Consider the following 16,737-nt stretch of genomic DNA (forward strand, 5'->3'; position numbering starts at 1 on the left):
CATCATTAAAGAAAATCGCTCTTGCTATTGGTGTAGAGCCACAATACTTGGAAAAATTGAAATCTGGGCGATATGGCTATGATAACTGTTTGGCTTATTTAGTTCATGCAAAAGATGAATCAAAATATCAATACCATCCAGAGGAAGTTATAACATTGTTAGGCGAAGATTATACAAGTTTATATCATCGTAACATGAAAACTTGGGTCAAAGGTCGAGCGACTAAAAAAGCGAAAGAAACAAACCTTAGCATAGATTGGTTAATTGAAAAAATATTGGCTGGAGAAGTCACAAAAAGCAATATTATGTTGACTGATGATTACTATACCATTTATGGTCAGCATAAACGAAAAATAAATGAAGCTTTAGATACTGCTGGCGAAAGAAAAAGTTTTCAAGCAATTGAAGATATTGATTCAGGCAAATTCAAAAAAACTATAATTTTCTTACAAGGCGAAAGCGGGCAAGGAAAAACTAAACTCAGTAAATCTATAATCAACATTTCTCAACGAATTGCCTTTAACAATGGATATCCTTGGGATTCCTGCTCTACTGCTTCTACCAATGCATTTGATGAATACAATGGTCAAGATGTTCTATTTCTAGATGATATGCGCGGAGATAGTTTAACAGTATCTGATTGGCTTAAGCTATTAGATCCCTACACAATCAGTCCTATATCAGCTCGTTATCATAACAAAATGGGAGCAGCTAAGCTCATTATCATTACTTCAACAAAAGCACCCTTAGAATTTTTTAGCCTAGCAAAAGGTAATTTCGGAGAAGACTTAGGACAATTTGTTAGAAGAATTGATTTGTTAGCTGAAGTTGGTGACAATATAAAATTATCTAAACCAGTAAAATTGGAATCTATGACCTCGCCATTTTCTATACCACTATCCACATTATCTTCTCACTCATTCAATTTTCAAAACTTTGAAGTTTTTAATAGAAATATGGCTATTGATTACATTATAAAAACCATTATCCGCAATATGCAATGGAACAAAAAAGAACGTATCACTCACACCGACCAAAGTACGAAAGATACGCTCACTCAACCGAAATAGCAACAAATCTACTATCTCTGTTGCTATTATCTCAAAATACTAAAAAATAAACAAGAGGTGACAGCATGCAGGTCATTTTACCAGACGAGCAAATACATCAAATACAGCTTTTAATATCCGATTTAATCAAACAAGAAATTGAAAACAGACTAAATAATAGCAATCTCGAAAGTCCGTTTTTAAATAAACAACAAACTTGTATTTACTTAGGAATTTCCAATAACACGCTTGATAGTTGGATTCAAAAAGGATTACCAACAATTCGTATAGGAAAGACTGTTCGATTTGATAAAAATGAAATCAATCGTTGGATGCAAAAACAGTAGAAATTTTGCCGTGGTTTGTTTATAATAAAATCACGGTATTTTTCTAGCTCAATTCACGAGGAGAATACTATGTCAATTAAAAAAACCAAAAATGGAACTTATCGTTTACGAATCTATATTCCTGAAGAAGTCAAAACTTCTCTTGGAATTGATAAAAAAGTGATAGAAAAACGCTTCAAGTTAAGGAGTGAGGCTAAAAAATATGAACTCGAACTACAAAATAAAATAGATAAAATTCTAAGTGGCGATTCTACTTCACAACTTGAAAGAACTGGTTCTATACAATTCAAAGAGTTTTATCATCAAGTGTGGTGGGAATCCTACAAGGTAGGGCAGACAACCTCAACCTTAAAACCACCGTCACAAGCAACAATTGACGGAACAGAAATTGTCTTTAGAAAACATATCTTACCTATACTTGGAAATTATTCTATTGATTTTCTCAACCAGAACAAGCAAGTTGTTTTGAATCTATTAACCCAAAAAGCAGAAGAATATGCAAACTTCAAGGCCATTAGAAGCTATGTTAATTCTATCTTTGACTGGGCAGAAGAATTGGAATACATCGAAACTAACCGTATTTCTAAAACTATTAAACGTATCAAAGCTACTAAAAAAATTAAGTTACAAGAAGCCAAGAACGAGGAAGATTTATATCTTTCACAATCTGAACTTCAGGCTTGGTTTACTGCTTTTGAAGAAGACCTTGAAACAGATAAAATATCATTTAAAGATTATGTATTATTCTATACCACTTTCTTTCTAGGCGATAGAAAATCCGAAAGCTATGCCTTGCAGTGGAAACATATCAACACCAAGCAACAAGAAATTAAATTAGTCCAAGCTTTGGATAAGTATAAAACTGCAAAATCAACTAAAGGAAATAAAAAGACAACTTTCCACATTCCTAATGAATTAGCAGAATTGCTTAAAGCATGGAAAAAACAGCAGAAAGTTGAATTAGCAAAATTTGGCATTATCCAATCTGATGAACAATACGTATTTACCTATATTGATATGAAAGGCAATGTGAATAGTCCTTTACATGCTGATTATCTCAATAATAAGATGAAGTCTGTCAAACGCCGACACAAGGGGCTGACACACGCTACACCGCATAAGCTCCGCCACACGGGAGCAACTTTAGCTAAACAAGCGGGAACATCACTAGAAGCCATCTCAGAGGCTCTAACACATAGCGACACCTTTACTACCAAAACTTATGTTAATACTTCAAATGTTATTCCAATGGCAGTTGGCGAAATCGCCTACCGTAACCTAAAATAAATAATGGTGTGAATTTGGTGTGAAAAGTGGTGTGAATTTTGCTAAAAATCATCAAAAAAACACCCCATGGTGTGAACCATGAAGTGTTGTAAATGCTGTATTGTAGCTGGTTCTTAACGTTTTGAGAACTGGCTAGCTTTACGTGCTTTCTTAAGACCTGGTTTCTTACGTTCAACCATACGGGCATCACGAGTAAGGAGACCAGCGCGTTTGAGTGAATCGCGGAAGTCTGGATCTACTTGAAGAAGGGCACGAGAGATACCATGACGGATAGCTCCTGCTTGACCAGCGTAACCACCACCGATAACGTTTACAAGAACGTCGTATTGACCAACAGTTGAAGTAACTGCAAATGGTTGGTTGATGACAAGGCGAAGGTCAGCGTGTGGGATGTACTCTTCAACATCTTTTTTGTTTACAGTGATTTTACCAGTTCCTGGAACAAGGCGAACGCGTGCAACAGCGTTTTTACGACGTCCAGTACCTGCATATTGTGCTTGTGACATAGCTTATTTGTTCCTTTCCTTAGATAAGTCCTGAAATATCAAGAACTTCTGGTTGTTGTGCAGCATGAGTGTGCTCAGCACCTACAAATACTTTCAATTTCATACCTTGAGCACGGCCAAGAGTATTGTGTGGAAGCATACCCTTAACTGATTTTTCGATCAAACGAACAGCGTTCTTAGAGCGAAGTTCACCAGCAGTGATAGACTTCAAACCACCTGGGTACATTGAGTGAGTGTAGTAAACTTTATCAGTTGCTTTTTTACCAGTCAATTTAACTTTTTCAGCGTTGATAACGATTACGAAGTCACCTGTATCAGTGTGTGGTGTGAATGTTGGTTTGTTTTTTCCACGAAGTACGCTTGCTACAACTGCAGAAAGGCGTCCAAGAGGTACATCAGTAGCGTCTACTACATACCATTTACGTTCAACTTCACCTGGCTTAGCCATGTATGTTGTTTTGTTCATGATTTCTCCTATATGAATATCGTTTTTGTTTACAGGGCGGATGTTCCGGTCCGCGGGTTATTTGAAAGGTTCCGGGGCCTTACAAATGGGGTAAACAATACCGCCTACTATCATACCAAATTTTAGGGGTAAAAGTCAATATATTTGGTAAATTATTTATGAAAGAACGGTTTCATTCCGTTTAATCTTGATTTTCATGGGCAATACTAAATAATCCCAAAGTTCCAGGACCAGTATGGGTGGCAATAACGGGCCCTAATGATAGGATTAAAACCTCATTAACCTGATCTGACAGAAGAAGTTGCTCTTTTAATACTTGAGCCACATCCTGACTGTTTGACCCTGCATAAGCAATTACCACACGTGGATCAGAAATACCTTCCAAAGTCATGCGCACTACTTCAGCATGAGCTTTTTTCTTGCCACGAACTTTAGCCACAGAATCTAGCCTACCATCTGCTTTAACGGCAATAATCGGCTTGATATTGACCAAATTCCCCATGAGAGCTGCCGTTTTTGAAATCCGTCCGCCTCGCATGAGATGGTTCAAATCATCCACGAGGAAATAAGTACGCACTTTTGGCAGTAAGGATTCTATCAAGGTTACTACCTGTTCTAAACTTTGCCCAGCAGCTTTTGCTTCTACCGCTTTCATCACTAAAAGACCTTCTCCCATAGATGCAGCCTTGGTATCTATCATTTGGATGACAGCTTCTGGAAAATCTTCTAAAACTATATCCCGTGCCATGACTGCACTCTGATAAGTGCCTGATAAAAGAGATGCAAAAGCAATATAAAGGATTGGCATGCCAATCTCAGCATAGTGACGAAAGATAGCTTCAAACTGGCCAACATTGATTTGACTAGTTGTCGGCTGGCTACCAGCTTCCATTTTAGAAAGAAGCTGCTCACTCGTTAGTTTCTTATCTCCGACTGTTTCATACGTCTCTCCATCCAGCTGAATGGTCAAACCGAGAATTTGAACATCATTTTCTAAAGCCCAGCTTTCTGGAAGATCTGCTGTTGAATCCGTTAAAATCTTAAAAGTCATCTTTCTTTTTTCTCCATCATTTTCTGTAAATTGCGTAATTTTGCCTTACCCATAGGGTCACAAAGTGGGTTTCCGAATTTACATACCCAAACACGTAAAGTCCCTTAGGTAAAATTATCCCACTGCTCATTTAAATTGCTCATTACCACAGATGATTGAGCTCGTGGTTTGCTACTTCATATTCAATGCCATCATCTACCATTTCGTTCTCATCAATCAAAACGACTGTCACACTGAATAAGTTCTGACGAACACTAAGCATATCTTGAGCATTGAAGTCACAAATTCTTTCCAAATCTTAAAAATCAGCCTCATTCCTCAACTTATCAGGAAAAAATTTCGTTCTACACTCCGTTCGCTCTGGTTTAAAAATGGACCAATTTCCTTTCAAAAGGCAGTCATCTGGCAAGCATAAACTAGTAAAATTTGTCTTTTCATAAGCGATTTCTAAACACTTCATACATGAGAATGGCTGCAGCCACACTAGCATTAAGGCTCTGCACATGTCCATTCATAGGAATGGTAATCATTTCATCTACATGCTTTTTAATATTAGCAGAAATGCCTTTACCTTCGTTGCCGATAATCAGAGCGAGTTTGCCTGCTGTATTCCACTTAGTAGACGGAGTTCCATTCATATCCGTTCCAAAAATCCAAAAACCTGCATTTTTCAGCTTGTCCAAAGTTTGGCTGAGGTTGGTCACCCGAGCGATCGGAACGTGCTCTACAGCTCCTGTAGAGGTCTTAGCAACGACCGGCGTGACACCAACTGCTCGATGTTTCGGAATAATGATGCCTGTAACATTTGTCGCATCAGCCGTCCGTAAAATAGAGCCTAAATTATGCGGATCTGTTAGACCATCTAAAATGAGCAAGAGAGGATTGTCTTCCTGAGTTGCCATTTTCAACATCGCCTCAAAATCCGTATAAGCAAATTCTGAAACACGCAAGACAAAACCTTGATGAACGGCACCATCTGTCATTTCTTGTAGTATTTTTTTGGTAGTCCAAGAAATGGAAACCTTTTTTTCTGCTGCCAAATCTTTCATCTTAGCAACATTTTTCCCACGTAGATCATCTTGAATATAGAGTTTATTTCCAGTATTGGCCATGAGAGCTTCCGTCACAGCATGTACACCGTATACAATATCGTTATTTTCCATGACTTTAGTATAACATAAAATTTAAAACGCTTCTTCTTATTTTATAAATCACTTTACCGTTAAATCCAAATTTTCTTCTATAAAAAATGCAGGAGTCTTGTATTAAAAACAAGGCATCCTGCATTCTCTTATTAGTTATTCTAAAGGCATTGTAAATTAATAAACTGTCTTTTCTGTTTCTGGATCAAAGAAGTGTGCTTTGTTCAAGTCAAAGCCAAGGTCAATACCTGCTCCAGCTTTGAGGTAATCACGAGCATCTACTTTAGCAATAAATTCATTGTCAGCCACTTGGCAATACAAATGAGATTCCGAACCAAGCAATTCGGATACAGAGATTTTAGCATGTACTACTGAATCTGGGAAGGTTTCAAGGAAAGCAGCTTCTGTATTGATGTCTTCTGGACGAATACCAAAAATGAGTTTCTTGCCTTCATAGCCTTTTTCACGAAGTACCTTCAAGGCACCTTCTGGTACTTTCAGAGAAAGGTCTTGGGCTACAATTTCATCACCTTTCAAAGTTACATTGATGAAGTTCATCGCTGGGCTTCCGATAAAGCCTGCAACAAATTTATTAACTGGGTTTTTGTAAACTTCTTGTGGGGTACCGATTTGTTCTATACGTCCAATTGTACCCGTTCCTGAAGGATTCTTTGTTGCAGACATGATAACGATACGATCAGCCAAAGTCATTGCTTCTGTTTGGTCATGGGTAACATAGATAGTGGTTGCCCCAATACGACGGTGGATTTTAGCAATTTCTGCCCGCATAGATACCCGCAATTTAGCATCCAAGTTAGAAAGCGGTTCATCCATAAGAAATACTTTTGCATCACGAACAATAGCACGTCCCATCGCTACACGTTGACGTTGCCCACCAGAAAGGTCTGCAGGTTTACGATCTAAAAATTCTTTCAAGCCAAGAATCTCTGCTGCTTCATTTACACGTTTTTCAATATCATCCTTGCTGTATTTACGAAGTTTCAAACCAAAAGCCATATTATCATGCACAGTCATGTGTGGATACAAAGCGTAGTTTTGGAAAACCATGGCAATGTCACGATCTTTTGGCGCAACATCATTGACCACGCGACTATCAATTGAACATTCACCTTCCGTGATATCTTCAAGTCCAGCAATCATACGAAGTGTAGTAGATTTCCCACATCCTGAAGGACCAACGAAAACGATAAATTCCTTATCTTTTATATTCAAGTTGAAGTCTTCTACAGAGTAATGTTCGCTGTTTGGATATTTTTTGTAAATATTTTTTAAATTTAATTCTACCATAAAATAGAACTCCTTTGTTGTTATGATTTCATTCTATATGAAAACGCTTTATTTTTCTATGGCAATGTGAACAAATTTAAAAGAAAATGTCTTGTGCAGGGTGCACAAAACATTAGAATAAATCAGTTAAAATAACATGATAACATAGCGTCAAATCTGTTAGGTCTTTTAGCTGTAAACCCGTCAATTCTTCCCATTTATCGATGTGATATTGTAACGTGTTCCGATGAATATACAACTGCTGAGCAGCTTTTGTCACAACCGCTGTATTTTCCCACAAAGCGGCAATAATATCAACGAGCTGATCCTGACTTTCAATCAATTGATGAAGTTTCTTCGTTAAGATTGGCAATATGAAATCCTTTTGGCTAATCCCCCATAAAAAGAGTTGGGAAAAAGAATGGACATTAGAATGCTGAGCTTGTTCCCACCATTTAGCAAAAAGGGTATTCTCTGCTCGAAATAGCTCAGAGTAGCTTTCTTCAAACATTCTAGTCCAAATCTGTCCTATTTGAATTGTGAGAGCTAGGCTAAAGTCATATTCGATGGCTGATAAAGTATCATGAAGGACAGCTTTTACGGGGATAAGTTGCGTTTGATCTAGTACAAAGATATAATCCTGAGAAGACAGCTGAAAATCTGCTATTCTATTGGGCAGTATGGTCCGCATCATTTCTAACCAAGATCCGATTGTTTCATTTTCATAATGGAATAAATGACAATGAACAAATTGTATCTTTTGTACACTTTTTGGCAATTTGCCACGACTATGAACCAGATAATCGTACCAAGGTCCACCATCAAACGCTGACTCTTCTCCAGTCAGTAAAGAAACAAGCTGTTGTTCTCTTTCTGTCAAGCTACTCATTTTTAATAACAGCCATTGATTTTTTGATAAGGGAATTGCCACTTCATCTTCTTTTACGCTCGGATTGGATTGAAACTTCCCTTGAGGAAACCATTCTAACAAATTACTTTTTATCATGATTTGTGCTCTCCACTCTGACAATGCACCAGTCAATTAACTCTTCTAAGCGCTCAATAGCTCCCGTCATATGTAGGTAGCCCATAATAGCCTCAAATCCTGTAGACATGCGATAAGTAATGATATCGGCATTTTTAGCTTTTGTATGACTATTGGCATTGCGTCCACGCTTGTAGATTTCTTCTTCCTTTTCTGTCAGAAGTTTATCTTCACGCATTTGCGAAATGAGATTAGCCTGCGCACGTGCCGATACATATTTGGTCGCCTCTCTATGCAGCTGGTTGGGCTTGGTCAGTCCCTGAAAAATTAGGTGACGTCGGATATACATGGAGTAGACAGCATCTCCCTCAAAAGCGAGGGCGATGCCGTTAATCAAATTGACATCAGTCACGGGTCCACCTCACTCCGTCCTTCCCATCTAATAGCTTGATTCCTTGTGCTGCCAATTCATCACGGATCTTATCAGCTGTCGCAAAATCCTTGGCAGCACGCGCTGTTTGGCGCTCCTCAATCAAGCGTTCAATGTCCGCATCCAAGACTTCTTCTACAAAGACGATGCCAAAAACTTCCAAAAGCTTGGCAAAGGCTTCCTTGACTTCAGCGGTGTAGTTGCCTGAGTTGATCCACTTGGCTAGCTCGAAGACAACCGTGATGCCATTAGCTGCATTGAAATCTTCGTCCATAGCGGCAGTGAACTTATCCAGCAAGACTTGAAGCTGAGCTGAATCTGCCTGATCAGTGAAAGGCTGCTCATAGGTATTCTTCAAATATTTGAGATTAATCGCTGCATCATGGACAGCTTTTTCCGTGAAATTAATCGGCTTGCGATAATGCTGGGTAGCAAAGAAGAAACGCAGCACCTGACCGTCAATGGTCTTAAGAGCATCATGAACGGTGATAAAATTGCCTAGAGATTTGGACATCTTAACGTCGTCGATATTGACAAAGCCATTGTGCATCCAGTAGTTGGCAAAAGTCTGACCAGTTTTGGCCTCCGACTGGGCGATTTCATTGGTATGGTGAGGAAACTCTAAGTCTGCTCCGCCACCGTGGATATCAATGGTATCGCCCAAAATCTCTGTTGACATGACCGAGCACTCGATGTGCCAGCCCGGACGACCTGCCCCCCAAGGGCTATCCCAGAAAATCTCGCCCGGTTTAGCCGCCTTCCAGAGGGCAAAGTCCACTGGATTTTCCTTGCGGGTGGTCTCCTCATCTGTCCGACCAGAAGCGCCTAACTCTAAATCAGCCAAGGTTTTATTAGCTAGTTTGGCATAATTGTGAGACTTTTCCACTCGGAAATAGACATCACCCTCTGACTCATAAGCGTAGCCCTTATCCACCAACGTCTGCACAAAGTCAATGATATCCTCCATAAAGTCAATCACGCGCGGATGCTGAGTAGCTGGCTTAACACCTAGTTGTTCAACGTCAGCACGAAAAGCTGCGATGTACTTGTCAGCCACTTCTTTTGGTGTGATGCCTTCTTCCTTGGCTCGATGGATAATCTTATCATCTACATCTGTAAAATTGGATATATAGTTGACCTCAAAGCCTCGATACTCAAAATAGCGACGAACCGTGTCAAAAGCTACTGTTGAGCGGGCATTACCGACATGAATGTAATTATAAACCGTCGGACCACAGACATACATGCGAACTTTACCCTCCTCAATAGGCACAAATTCACGCAGGCTGCGAGTCATAGTATCATAGATTTTGATCATATTTTACGATACTGAGAGTGACTGGAAAGTAGATAAAATCAACTGCAGAAGCAGTCATCTAGTGTCAAACTTTCTATTCCTACTCAGTTCCTTTCTAGTTCCTTTGCTATTGTCAAAGCGATCGTGAAAAAAGTCATGGCATCAGCCTTCCGTTCGTTATGGCGGGCATCCCAGGTTCGGTTATGATGATCCACATAGTCAGCTGTGTAGCAACCATTTCTCACTACAATTTAGATGAGTAATAACTTTCTTCGCGGATTTCTTCTAAATTCTTGATAGTTGGAGTATCTTTTTGACCATGCACACGGACGATTTTAGCCGGTATACCAACAACTGTCACATCACTTGGTACATCTGCCACCACTACTGCACCCGCTCCTACCCTGGCATTTTCACCGATTTCAATCGGACCAATGAGCTGCGCATGAGCGGAAATGAGTGCGCCTTGGCGAACCGTTGGGTGACGTTTCCCAGCATCTTTGCCAGTTCCTCCAAGAGTAACACCATGATAAAGCATCACTCCTTTTTCCACAACAGCCGTCTCACCAATTACTAAGCCACTCCCGTGATCAATGAAAACACCCGAAGCAATCTTTGCTCCCGGATGAATCTCAATCTGGGTCCAAAAACGCCAAAATTGACTATGCATCCGAGCTAAGAGTTTACAACCATGACTCCAAAGAAAGTGAGAAATCCGATGAGCTGCTAAAGCCTTAATACCAGGATAAGTCAACAGCACCTCGAGCAAGGAGCGAGCTGCTGGATCATTTTCTTTTACAATCGCTATTGTCTCTTTCCACCAACCCATGATGACTCCTTTCTAGCTTTAGATTGAAAGTAAACACTTAGCTACCTTTCTAGTCTTGTGCCTTTTCTTCTCGAACAACTTTATGCTCTTTATGTGTTTTATGATGATGTTTTTTCTCCTTATCCTCTTTAGGAGGGCGCGGAAGCAATGCTTTCATAGAAGCATCCACACGACCTTTTTCATCAATCTTGATGATTTTGACATCTACTTCATCACCAAGTTGTACCAAATCTTCAACCTTATTAGTACGCGTCCAAGCCATTTCAGAGATATGCACTAAGGCATCTGTCTTGTCAAATAGATTGACAAAAGCACCGAATTTCTCAATTCGAACCACTTTTGCATGATACACTTCATCTACTTTCGCTTCACGCACAAGAGCTGTAATGATTTCCTTAGCACGATTAATCGCATCTTGATCGCTAGAGTAAATAGAAACATTTCCTTCCTCGTCTATATCAATCTTGACACCTGTTTCTGCGATAATCTTGTCAATCGTTTCACCGCCCTTACCAATGACAATCTTAATCTTATCAACATCAATCTTAATGGTGTCAATCTTCGGAGCAGTTGGAGCGAGTTCTGTGCGAGGAGCTGGAATCGTACGTTCAATCAAATCTAAAATTTCAAAACGTGCTTTTTTAGCTTGAGCCAATGCTTCTTGCAAGATTTCAGCAGTAATTCCTTCAATCTTGATATCCATTTGAAGAGCAGTAATTCCTTCACGTGTACCGGCTACCTTGAAATCCATATCTCCGAAATGGTCTTCTAAGCCTTGAATATCTGTTAAAATCGTGTAGTTGCTACCATCTGAAATGAGCCCCATGGCGATTCCAGCTACAGGTGCTTTAATTGGTACCCCACCAGCCATGAGAGCAAGTGTCCCAGCACAAATCGAGGCTTGTGAAGATGAACCATTTGACTCAAGAACTTCTGCTACCAAACGGATTGCATAAGGAAACTCTTCTAGACTAGGGAGAACTTGCGCAAGTGCACGTTCACCAAGAGCTCCATGACCGATTTCACGGCGTCCAGGTGCACCATAACGTCCCGTTTCTCCTACGGAATATTGTGGGAAGTTATAATGATGCATAAAGCGTTTCTTGTATTCTGGATCAAGTCCGTCCACAATTTGCGTCTCACCCATTGGCGCCAAGGTCAAGACAGATAAAGCCTGCGTTTGCCCACGAGTAAAGAGACCAGAGCCATGCACGCGTGGCAGGTAGTCGATTTCAGCATCTAGTGGACGAATTTCATCTACTTTTCGACCATCTGGACGAATCTTGTCTTCAGTAATTAAACGCCGTACTTCTGCATGCTCCATTTGCTCTAAAATTTCAGCCACATCACGCATGATACGGTCGAATTCTTCGTAATCTGCATATTTTTCTTCGTAAAGGGCTATTACTTCGTCTTTGACTGCTTGCGTTGCGGCTTCACGAGCTAATTTTTCTTCTACCTGAACGGCTTTTTGAAGATCAGCGTTATAGCCGGCTACTATTTCTGTTTGCAATTCTTCATCCACATGAAGAAGCTCAACTTCTGCTTTTTCTTTTCCAACTACTGCCACGATTTCTTCTTGGAAAGCAATCAATTCTTTCACTGCTTCATGACCTTTCAAAAGGGCTTCCAGCATCACTTCTTCTGATAATTCTTTGGCACCAGATTCCACCATGTTAATCGCTTCTTTAGTTCCTGCAACGGTTAATTCCAATAACGAAGCTTCTTTTTGTTCTTGACTTGGATTGATGACCAATTCTCCATTGACATAGCCAACTTGCACACCAGCAATTGGACCATTAAAAGGAATATCTGAGATTGATAACGCAAGAGATGAACCAAACATAGCTGCCATAGGTGCTGAAGCATCCGCATCATAAGAAAGAACGGTATTGATAACCTGAACTTCATTGCGGAAACCTTCCGCAAACATGGGACGAATGGGACGGTCGATTAAGCGAGCGGTCAAAGTCGCGTCCGTCGAAGGGCGTCCTTCGCGCTTGTTAAAGCCACCAGGGTATTTCCCAGCTGCGTACATCTTTTCTTCATAATTGACTTGAAGCGGGAAGAAATCGCCAGTCGCCATTTTCTTTGACATAACGGCTGCTGTCAGAACGGTACTTTCACCATAGCGCACCACTACGCTACCATTCGCTTGCTTCGCCACTTGTCCAGTTTCAACCACTAATTCTTTGCCAGAAAAAGTGGTTTTAAAGATTTGTTTTACCATAATTATTCCTCTTTGAGTCTATGCTCAATTTCTAATTTTTTATACGTCTTGCCTACAAAGATCAAGATAGATTTAGGATATTAAAAATGAATCCTGAGTTCCACTCCAAAAATTTCTGCTTGCATAATTAGGCATAAGCTTTGTTTCAATAAAACAACTCATTATCCTGTTCAACACACCTTTTGCCATAGCCACGACTGTTGATAGAAAGTTTAAGCGTTTTTTATACTTTGTCTATCCTCATCTTTGTATCAAGCACGTATAAACCTTATTTTATCATATTTTACACCAAAAGAAAAAGCCTTAAAATAGCTTTTTAGCAAGAATTTTTGAAATGTTATCTATTATTCTTATTTTTTGCTATACTAGAAAGAAAGCTAGTAACAAGGAGAATAGATATGGTTGAACAAAAACAACGTTCTGAATTTCCAGAAAAGGAACTGTGGGACTTAACAGCTCTCTATAAGGACCGTGAAGATTTCTTGAGGGCGATTGAAAAAACTCGTGAAGACATCAACCAGTTCATACGGGATTATAAGGACAACCTTCATACTTTTGAGGATTTTGAAAAGGCCTTTGCTGAATTGGAACAAATCTATATTCAAAGAAGTCATATCGGCAACTACAGTTTTATGCCACAAACAACGGACTACGGTGATGAAAATTTTGCACAGATTGCGCAAGCTGGTACAGATTTCGAAACAGAAGCTAGCGTTGCTCTCAGCTTCTTTGACGACGCCCTGGTCGGCGCAGATGAGGCTGTCTTGGAGAGACTAGGCCAAGAAGCCCATTTGACCTCAGCTATCCGCCAAGCTAAAATTAAAAAAGCCCACTATCTGGGAGCGGATGTCGAAAAGGCACTAACAAATCTTAGTGAAGTTTTTTACAGCCCACAGGATATTTACACTAAGATGCGGGCTGGCGACTTTGCCATGGCTGACTTCGAAGTAAACGGCAAAGTTTATAAAAACAGCTTTGTTACCTATGAGAATTTCTATCAAAACCACGAAAATGCAGAAATCCGTGAAAAAGCTTTCCGCTCTTTCTCAGAAGGCCTTCGTCAGCACCAAAATACTGCTGCTGCTGCCTATCTGGCTCAGGTCAAATCTGAAAAGCTTCTAGCAGATATGAAAGGCTATGACTCTGTCTTTGACTATCTTTTGGCTGAGCAAGAGGTAGATCGCTCTATGTTCGATCGGCAAATTGACCTCATCATGACTGAATTTGCACCCGTTGCACAAAAGTTCCTTAAACATGTCGCCAAGATCAACGGCCTCGAAAAAATGACCTTTGCAGATTGGAAGTTGGACTTGGATAGTGCACTCAATCCTGATGTCACTATTGAGGACGCTTATGACTTAGTGATGAAATCCGTTGCTCCACTCGGAGAAGAATATACACGCGAAATTGCCAATTACCAAAAAGAGCGCTGGGTGGATTTTGCAGCGAATGCTGGCAAGGACTCTGGCGGCTATGCCACTGATCCTTATCGCGTGCATCCTTATGTTCTTATGAGCTGGACAGGCCGTATGAGTGATGTGTATACTCTGATTCATGAAATTGGTCACTCTGGTCAGTTCATCTTCTCTGACAATAGTCAAAGCTATTTCAATACCCACATGTCGACCTATTACGTAGAAGCTCCTTCTACCTTCAACGAACTCTTACTTAGCGACTATTTGGAACACCAATTTGACAATCCACGTCAAAAACGATTTGCACTCGCTCACCGTCTAACGGACACTTACTTCCATAACTTTATCACCCATCTCTTGGAAGCAGCCTTCCAACGCCGGGTTTATAATCTCGTTGAAACAGGCGAAACTTTTGGTGCTGCGAAGCTTAACAGTATTATGAAAGAAGTTCTGACCGATTTTTGGGGGGATGCAGTCGAAATCGACGATGATGCTGCGCTCACTTGGATGCGGCAAAGTCACTATTATATGGGACTATACAGTTATACCTACTCTGCTGGACTTGTCATCTCTACTACCGGCTATCTTCATTTGAAAAATGACAAAAATGGCGCTCGCGATTGGCTCAACTTCCTCAAATCTGGTGGAAGTAAAACGCCACTTGAGACTGCTCGTATCATCGGAGCCGACATTTCCACAGACAAACCACTCCGCGACACAATTCAGTTCTTGTCTGATACAGTTGATCAGATTATTACCTACAGCGAGGAATTAAGAGAATAGATTATCTACACAGCTTCAGATTTCAATTTGAAGCTGTTTTATATGAATTGATTTAAAACAAAATTTTTAAGTTTGTGGTAATTTGAAAAATTTCACTTCCTAGTTATTGAAAGCGATAACAAGTTGTGATATGATATTTTCGAAAACCAATTTATGTGAGGGAAATATGAAAAAGTGGAAAAATAATTCTAGGCTCAACATCGTTCTTGCTATCATGAGTGTTGTTCTAATCATCTTATTGGCTCCAATTACAATGCCATTAATGTTTCTAGGTGGTGTTTTTGGTATTTGGTATTTCGCAAAGCGAAATCCAAGTGTTTTCAAAAGAAATATAGCAATTGCTGCAGCGATAATAGGAATACTAGGAAGCTATACAGTAAGTAAATTCAATCTTGAATCCTCCGAAAGCCAACAAAGTCAAACTCAAGTAGTTTCTTCTACATCTAGAACTTCATCTTCAAACTCTTCAAAAGCAAGCAGTTCCTCCTCAAACTCCGATTCTAGTAGAGAAAAAGAAGAAAAACTCGAAAAAGAAAAGAAAGAGAAGAAAGCGGAGGAAGAGCGAAAACAAAAAGAGGCGGCAGAGAGAAAAGCTAAAGAAGAACAGGCTCAAAAAGAAGCTCAAATTCAGAGCATCACCCAGCAAGGTGAACAGGCTGTTAAACAACTTGAGGATAATCAAGTAGCCGAGAACATTGCTCCAGCTCAAGCTGCCGTTGAGCAAATTACCGATCCAAATAAAAAAGGAGCTCTTCAACATCGAATTAATCTTGTACAAAATGCAATTCAGCAACGAGCTGAGCAAGCTCGACAAGAGGCAGAGAGACAAGCAGCATCTCAACAACAAGAGACTATAGCTGCTAGTGGCTATTTTAGAGATAAGAGGGGCAGGTGGCATCGCCCAAATGGTCAATATGCTTCAAAGAAGGAAATCGCAGAAGCGGGATTGCCTTGGTAAAATACATCTCTACAATATATTAAAAAGAGAAATGAGATCTTGTAACAAGGGACATTGTTTTCCATCATAATTCCCATCAAACAGGTAGTTTACAAGCACACATGATTGGAGACTGGGGCGATAGTCTCTAGCTTCAAAGGAGACCGTTTAATAAATTAACGATGCTACAGCTAACCACTCCAATAGTCTACTGGATTATTGGATGTCGGAAATAAAACATCCATAAGGATGTGTCAAAAACACGACTTTGAATTGGTGGATTTTGCAAAGCAAATCCTCAAGTCTATTGCTTTTCAAGCTCGGAAGAGCGCCTAATCATCCTCGTAGGAGTAAGACAACGGACTAGATTTTTTTCAAAATGGGTTCTGTCTCACTCCCTTTTATTTTGTATAAGATAAACTATATACCTTTTTACGTCATATTTTCTCCTTTCGCTTTATCGTAATCCTGAATATCTTTATTGTATCGCATTTGGAGTTTTTGGGTATAACCAACATTGCGCACCCGCATAGCAAGTGGTTTAACCTTACGGAGCGAGACGGATTAAAAAGTCACAAAATAAAAAAACTCTCTGAAATCAGAGAGCTAATTTGAACTTGGGCTAAAATCCTAGTGAAGAAAAAGATGAAACTCCTTGTGTTCATCGAACACTATATCGTTTCCCTATTTCATACG

General features: G+C 39.9%; 16 protein-coding genes and 1 pseudogene. 5 read left to right on the plus strand and 12 right to left on the minus strand.

All coding sequences use genetic code 11. From position 1 onward, the window contains the following. From HMPREF2963_RS01595 to HMPREF2963_RS01605, 3 genes are all read left to right on the plus strand, one after another. A partial coding sequence (locus HMPREF2963_RS01595) for a P-loop NTPase family protein (RefSeq protein ID WP_148132050.1) occupies positions 1-1,070 on the plus strand: 1,070 nt, incomplete at its 5' end. 65 nt (positions 1,071-1,135) lie between these two features. Further along, entirely contained in the window at positions 1,136-1,396 is a 261-nt protein-coding gene (locus HMPREF2963_RS01600) for a helix-turn-helix transcriptional regulator (RefSeq protein WP_003035154.1), read from the plus strand. 69 nt (positions 1,397-1,465) lie between these two features. After that, the gene (locus tag HMPREF2963_RS01605; protein ID WP_070668221.1) at positions 1,466-2,683 is read left to right on the plus strand and encodes a site-specific integrase; all 1,218 of its coding nucleotides are present in this window, start codon (positions 1,466-1,468) and stop codon (positions 2,681-2,683) included. Positions 2,684-2,796: 113 nt separating this feature from the next. Here the strand turns inward: HMPREF2963_RS01605 and rpsI are convergent, their stop codons facing one another. The 12 genes and pseudogenes from rpsI to pnp all read right to left on the minus strand — a co-directional run bounded on the left by rpsI (position 2,797) and on the right by pnp (position 12,906). Continuing rightward, positions 2,797-3,189 carry a 30S ribosomal protein S9 gene (rpsI, locus tag HMPREF2963_RS01610; RefSeq protein ID WP_003026228.1) on the minus strand — a complete coding sequence of 131 codons (393 nt, stop codon included), beginning with the start codon at positions 3,187-3,189 and terminating at the stop codon, positions 2,797-2,799. A gap of 19 nt (positions 3,190-3,208) precedes the next feature. Beyond that, entirely contained in the window at positions 3,209-3,655 is a 447-nt protein-coding gene (gene rplM / locus HMPREF2963_RS01615) for a 50S ribosomal protein L13 (RefSeq protein ID WP_003026230.1), read from the minus strand. Between the two features lie 181 nt (positions 3,656-3,836). Further along, entirely contained in the window at positions 3,837-4,706 is an 870-nt protein-coding gene (locus tag HMPREF2963_RS01620; RefSeq protein WP_039677653.1) for a DegV family protein, read from the minus strand. 142 nt (positions 4,707-4,848) lie between these two features. Next, positions 4,849-5,001 (minus strand): hypothetical protein, encoded by a 153-nt coding sequence (locus tag HMPREF2963_RS09350; protein ID WP_155114447.1) that lies wholly within the window; start codon positions 4,999-5,001, stop codon positions 4,849-4,851. Between the two features lie 139 nt (positions 5,002-5,140). Then, positions 5,141-5,869, minus strand: coding sequence for a 23S rRNA (guanosine(2251)-2'-O)-methyltransferase RlmB (gene rlmB / locus HMPREF2963_RS01625; RefSeq protein WP_020998039.1), 729 nt, complete (start codon positions 5,867-5,869; stop codon positions 5,141-5,143). Positions 5,870-6,025: 156 nt separating this feature from the next. Next, positions 6,026-7,156, minus strand: a complete 1,131-nt coding sequence (locus HMPREF2963_RS01630) for an ABC transporter ATP-binding protein (RefSeq protein ID WP_003070659.1) — start codon at positions 7,154-7,156, stop codon at positions 6,026-6,028. A gap of 112 nt (positions 7,157-7,268) precedes the next feature. Next, entirely contained in the window at positions 7,269-8,141 is an 873-nt protein-coding gene (locus tag HMPREF2963_RS01635; RefSeq protein WP_049492631.1) for a helix-turn-helix domain-containing protein, read from the minus strand. Beyond that, positions 8,128-8,532, minus strand: a complete 405-nt coding sequence (locus HMPREF2963_RS01640) for a Mini-ribonuclease 3 (RefSeq protein ID WP_070668224.1) — start codon at positions 8,530-8,532, stop codon at positions 8,128-8,130. The genes HMPREF2963_RS01635 and HMPREF2963_RS01640 overlap by 14 nt, the downstream gene beginning before the upstream one ends. Then, the gene (gene cysS / locus HMPREF2963_RS01645) at positions 8,525-9,868 is read right to left on the minus strand and encodes a cysteine--tRNA ligase (RefSeq protein ID WP_070668226.1); all 1,344 of its coding nucleotides are present in this window, start codon (positions 9,866-9,868) and stop codon (positions 8,525-8,527) included. The genes HMPREF2963_RS01640 and cysS overlap by 8 nt, the downstream gene beginning before the upstream one ends. Before the next feature lie 83 nt (positions 9,869-9,951). Beyond that, positions 9,952-10,077 (minus strand): annotated as a pseudogene (locus HMPREF2963_RS09195) (phosphorylase); the annotation flags it as partial. A gap of 14 nt (positions 10,078-10,091) precedes the next feature. Beyond that, entirely contained in the window at positions 10,092-10,676 is a 585-nt protein-coding gene (cysE, locus tag HMPREF2963_RS01650) for a serine O-acetyltransferase (RefSeq protein WP_070668229.1), read from the minus strand. Positions 10,677-10,725: 49 nt separating this feature from the next. Beyond that, complete coding sequence (pnp, locus tag HMPREF2963_RS01655; protein WP_070668231.1) at positions 10,726-12,906, minus strand: polyribonucleotide nucleotidyltransferase; 2,181 nt, start codon at positions 12,904-12,906, stop codon at positions 10,726-10,728. Between the two features lie 398 nt (positions 12,907-13,304). Here pnp and pepF point away from each other — a divergent pair, with 398 nt between their 5' ends. Together pepF and HMPREF2963_RS01665 are read left to right on the plus strand one after the other, a co-directional pair. Further along, positions 13,305-15,104, plus strand: coding sequence for an oligoendopeptidase F (pepF, locus tag HMPREF2963_RS01660; protein WP_070668233.1), 1,800 nt, complete (start codon positions 13,305-13,307; stop codon positions 15,102-15,104). Between the two features lie 166 nt (positions 15,105-15,270). Continuing rightward, positions 15,271-16,062: a mitofilin family membrane protein gene (locus tag HMPREF2963_RS01665; protein ID WP_070668236.1), complete on the plus strand. Its 792-nt coding sequence runs from the start codon at positions 15,271-15,273 to the stop codon at positions 16,060-16,062. Positions 16,063-16,737: the final 675 nt, after the last annotated feature.

The organism is Streptococcus sp. HMSC067A03 (assembly GCF_001814295.1).
In the GTDB taxonomy this organism is placed as follows: domain Bacteria; phylum Bacillota; class Bacilli; order Lactobacillales; family Streptococcaceae; genus Streptococcus; species Streptococcus constellatus.

What these genes read in the sequence shown, in the direction of transcription:
- rpsI (WP_003026228.1), bottom strand. Translation starts at nt 3,189, where the DNA reads ATGTCACAAGCACAATATGCAGGTACTGGACGTCGTAAAAACGCTGTT.
- HMPREF2963_RS01635 (WP_049492631.1), bottom strand. Translation starts at nt 8,141, where the DNA reads ATGATAAAAAGTAATTTGTTAGAATGGTTTCCTCAAGGGAAGTTTCAA.
- rlmB (WP_020998039.1), bottom strand. Translation starts at nt 5,869, where the DNA reads ATGGAAAATAACGATATTGTATACGGTGTACATGCTGTGACGGAAGCT.
- pepF (WP_070668233.1), top strand. Translation starts at nt 13,305, where the DNA reads ATGGTTGAACAAAAACAACGTTCTGAATTTCCAGAAAAGGAACTGTGG.
- HMPREF2963_RS01630 (WP_003070659.1), bottom strand. Translation starts at nt 7,156, where the DNA reads ATGGTAGAATTAAATTTAAAAAATATTTACAAAAAATATCCAAACAGC.
- rplM (WP_003026230.1), bottom strand. Translation starts at nt 3,655, where the DNA reads ATGAACAAAACAACATACATGGCTAAGCCAGGTGAAGTTGAACGTAAA.
- HMPREF2963_RS01600 (WP_003035154.1), top strand. Translation starts at nt 1,136, where the DNA reads ATGCAGGTCATTTTACCAGACGAGCAAATACATCAAATACAGCTTTTA.
- HMPREF2963_RS01620 (WP_039677653.1), bottom strand. Translation starts at nt 4,706, where the DNA reads ATGACTTTTAAGATTTTAACGGATTCAACAGCAGATCTTCCAGAAAGC.
- pnp (WP_070668231.1), bottom strand. Translation starts at nt 12,906, where the DNA reads ATGGTAAAACAAATCTTTAAAACCACTTTTTCTGGCAAAGAATTAGTG.
- HMPREF2963_RS01605 (WP_070668221.1), top strand. Translation starts at nt 1,466, where the DNA reads ATGTCAATTAAAAAAACCAAAAATGGAACTTATCGTTTACGAATCTAT.
- cysE (WP_070668229.1), bottom strand. Translation starts at nt 10,676, where the DNA reads ATGGGTTGGTGGAAAGAGACAATAGCGATTGTAAAAGAAAATGATCCA.
- HMPREF2963_RS01665 (WP_070668236.1), top strand. Translation starts at nt 15,271, where the DNA reads ATGAAAAAGTGGAAAAATAATTCTAGGCTCAACATCGTTCTTGCTATC.
- cysS (WP_070668226.1), bottom strand. Translation starts at nt 9,868, where the DNA reads ATGATCAAAATCTATGATACTATGACTCGCAGCCTGCGTGAATTTGTG.